The organism is uncultured Streptococcus sp. (assembly GCF_915066115.1).
Taxonomy (GTDB): Bacteria; Bacillota; Bacilli; order Lactobacillales; family Streptococcaceae; genus Streptococcus.
Window position 1 is genome coordinate 1 of sequence record NZ_CAJZDT010000161.1, and the last position, 3,459, is coordinate 3,459.

Here is a 3,459-nt window from a genome sequence, read left to right on the forward strand (position 1 = left end):
AGAAAAATACTTTTCTGATATCGTCTTCTAATAAGTCTTCTTTTTTCCCAAACCCCACTAAAATTTCTTTTTCACCATTAAATGGTAAATTACAATAAACTTCGTTTAATTTCCCACTAAATAGTTTTTTTTCTTTTGTATAAGCTAATAATTCATTAGTATAGTCTATATCTTCAAAAATAAACGTTACTTTCGTTCCATTAGCTTTATTAAAATTAAATTTCATCATAATCACCTCATATCATAGATATTTCTTGTTTATTTAATTTTTTCCGCTTACCATCGAACTCAATTATACCCAATGTTCAAATTCAAGAATCATTTAAAATTATGTTACATATCCTCTTTTCTGGATAATTGTTCTTTTTAAAAATCAAAAACAACTTTACAATAAACCCACAATATACAATCATTATATCATGCGATGAGATGAAAATCAGTATATTTTTCGATTTTTTTATGTCTAATTTTTGAATGTTAAGTTCATATTTTTAGTTTTTATAAAAATTTCAAAATAAAAACGTTGATTTAACAACGTTTCACCAATTAATAATGGAGCCGGTGGGAGTCGAACCCACGTCCAAACACCTGCCAACATATTTGTCTACAACCATAGGTCATGTATTAATTTAACAGTCCCTCGACACATAACTCAAGCCTAGAAACTGCGAGTCTATCAATCTCTTATCAAGTCGCTAGACAAGACTTGATCGTATCTCGCTAATAATAAGACCTGTCATTGAACACGAGCAATCCAAATCGGGTCACGCCTGCTGGTTTTTAGGCAGCTAGAGCGTAAGAAGTGTTATTTTTTGCAGTTATATTTAACTGAGCGTTTACGTCGCCACACGAGTCGCAAAATATGCCTCATAATGCCTGTCGAATCCGTAACGACCCCAAAAGACAGTAAAACCATTATACCTTATCTAACACAAAAATGCAAAAAGGAAATCAACTAACTACAAAAGATAGTCTTTCAAAGCTTTGGTCAAAACCTGATAACCGGGAACACTAAGGTGCAACCCATCAGTTGTATAATCTTTTTTGAGTTGGCCTGCTTGGTCTGTCAAACAATCAAAAACTGGCACAAATTCCACCTGCATATAGGCTGAAGCAAGCTCTTGATAGGCTTGATTCCACTCCTGTATCTTTTCATTCGTGCGGATATAGACTGTCTGCTTGTACTCCTCTCCCTCATTGACTGGCAAAATAGAAAGCAATTTCATCTCAGTCAATGGATAATCGCGAGCAATGGATTGTATGATAGCTTCGAGGTTATTGAGAGCCTCATTCACAGGCACATCTTTTCCGATATCATTTGTCCCAATCAAAAGGACAATTTTATCTACCGCCCCACCGTACAGATGCGCATCTAGATTCTCTAGTAACAGCCCTGTCTGATAACCTCGAATGCCTCGATTGACAATCGTCTTCGAAGTCCCAAATAGTTCCTGCAGAGGATAATATTCGACAATGGAATCCCCAATAAAAAGAATTTCTGGCTCTACAGCAGAAACCTGATTTAAGTGACGATACTTGGTTTGGATTTTACCCTGTTCCTTTAGGAGCCAATTTTCTAATAACTGTACTGCCACTTCATTCTCCTTTTTCTAACCAGTTTTCCAAGACTTGATAAACTCCTCCTTGGCTGTTGGCTGGCGCTAGAGTAGTAGCCACAGCTTTGGCCTTATCATCAGCATTTTCCATCGCATAGGCAATTCCAGCCATTTCAAGCATTTCAACATCATTTTCACTGTCACCAAAAGCCATGATTTCTTGGGGGTTCAAGTCCCAACGCTTGAGTAATTCTTCCAAGCCCCATGCTTTATGAATTCCAGCTTGGAGAATATCAATGCAACCATAGCCACTGGATACAGCCCGGACACGGCCATCAAATAGAGCATTAATTTCTTCCAAAACTGGACTCAAACGTTCCTCACCAACAACCATACTCATCTTGAGCACACCACCAAAAAGGTCAGAGGTTAATTCATCCACAAACTGCATCCGTTTGTAAAATTTTTCAATCATTTCTGGAGTCATAAAACTTTCAAGTTCTGTGAAAATCGTACCTTCCTTAACGAAACCACCCTTCATCCCCGTTACAACAAACTGATCCTGACACGCTCGACCCTCGAAATAAGCCAAAGCCTTATCGACAATGAAATCATCCCAAGTCTGTGCCTGAATCAATTCATTGTTTTCAAAAATACGAGCGCCATTGGCAACAACCAGAACCACTCTATTTACCAAGTGCTCCAGTAGTTGCCTCATGCGGTGAATTTCATTTCCCGTCGCGATGACAAAACGAATGCCCCTTTGATCCAACTGATCTAAAAGCTTTTCCAAGCGTGGAAGATCAAGCTGGCCTCTAGCATCCAGCAAGGTTCCATCCATATCTGTCGCAATTACTTTAATCGTCATTTACTTTCCTCTGAATTCAAGCTAATCCCACTTCAATCCTACATGTTCGTTCATTTCTTTATAGGCTGCATCAATTCGTTCCTTAGTCGCTTCATCTAACTGCTCACGATGACTACCACCCTCGATAAAGTCTTCTAGGATATAGGTTTGGTAATGATATAAGGGATATCCTTCTGGTGAAAAAGTTCCTTTTGGTGTTCGATTGACCCAAGTAGGATGAGCTTTAGCTGTTTCAATAGTTGTTTGTCCACCTTTTTTCTTGACGGTTACATCCATAAGAACACCACGCTCAGTCCACTTCGCATTGTCTACACCAGTCATTGTTTCAATACGTTGGTTAGAGATAAAGTTTCCCATAGAATAGATGATAAGTTTTTTCTCTCCATCTTTTTCAACAGTCTCTGATGGCTCAACTACGTGTGGATGGCCTCCAAAGATAATATCCGCTCCCCAATCAATCATCTTGTGGTACAAAGCCTTTTGCTCTTCAGTAGGTTCTATGCGATACTCCACACCCATCTGAGGCATGATAACAGTAATGTCCGCTTCCTTCTCTGCACGCTCAATTTCAGCCTTCATCTTATCTTCATTTAGGTCTGAAAGATAGCGGTTATAGTCCTCTTGCGAAACACTTTGCTCAATTCCATTAAATCCATAAGAATAAGCCAAAAGTGCAACCTTGATGCCGTTCACTTCCTTAATGACCAGCGGAGCCTGATCACGTGGCTCGTGCGTATAAACTCCAATTGGTGTTATTCCTGCTTTTTCGATAGCATTTGCCGTTGAAATAACCCCCTCAATTTGCGAATCCAAAATGTGATTATGAGCTAAATCTAGAACATGATAACCTGCATCCTTAATGGCATCCATAACTTCAGCAGGAGCATTAAAGAGAGGATAACCTGCTAAAAAATGATCCTTATTAATGGTTCCTTCAAAGTCACCAATAGCTAAGTCTGCTTGCTTAAGCCAAGGAGTAACATACTCAAAATTCTCATGAAAATCATACGTTCCATCATCCTTTTTTGCTGAAAA

At 38.7% G+C, this 3,459-nt stretch carries 4 protein-coding genes and 1 other RNA gene; all 5 read right to left on the minus strand.

Translation table 11 applies throughout. The features are described from left to right. Positions 1 to 229, minus strand: a 229-nt coding sequence (locus QZ565_RS08790; RefSeq protein ID WP_295528362.1) for a hypothetical protein, incomplete at its 3' end; no start/stop codon positions are given. 321 nt (positions 230 to 550) lie between these two features. Beyond that, positions 551 to 898: a transfer-messenger RNA gene (ssrA, locus tag QZ565_RS08795) on the minus strand. 61 nt (positions 899 to 959) lie between these two features. Continuing rightward, on the minus strand, positions 960 to 1,595 hold the full coding sequence (locus QZ565_RS08800) for an SGNH/GDSL hydrolase family protein (RefSeq protein WP_295528367.1): 636 nt from the start codon (positions 1,593 to 1,595) through the stop codon (positions 960 to 962). A 1-nt stretch (position 1,596) separates the two neighbouring features. Further along, a complete protein-coding gene (locus QZ565_RS08805) occupies positions 1,597 to 2,424 on the minus strand; it encodes an HAD family hydrolase (RefSeq protein ID WP_295528370.1) in 828 nt (275 codons plus the stop codon). Between the two features lie 21 nt (positions 2,425 to 2,445). Next, the coding region (locus tag QZ565_RS08810) for a CapA family protein (protein WP_295528373.1) at positions 2,446 to 3,459 on the minus strand (1,014 nt) is incomplete at its 5' end.

Bases quoted from the DNA above. Each gene is read 5' to 3' on its own strand.
- QZ565_RS08805 (WP_295528370.1), bottom strand. From the start codon at position 2,424: ATGACGATTAAAGTAATTGCGACAGATATGGATGGAACCTTGCTGGAT.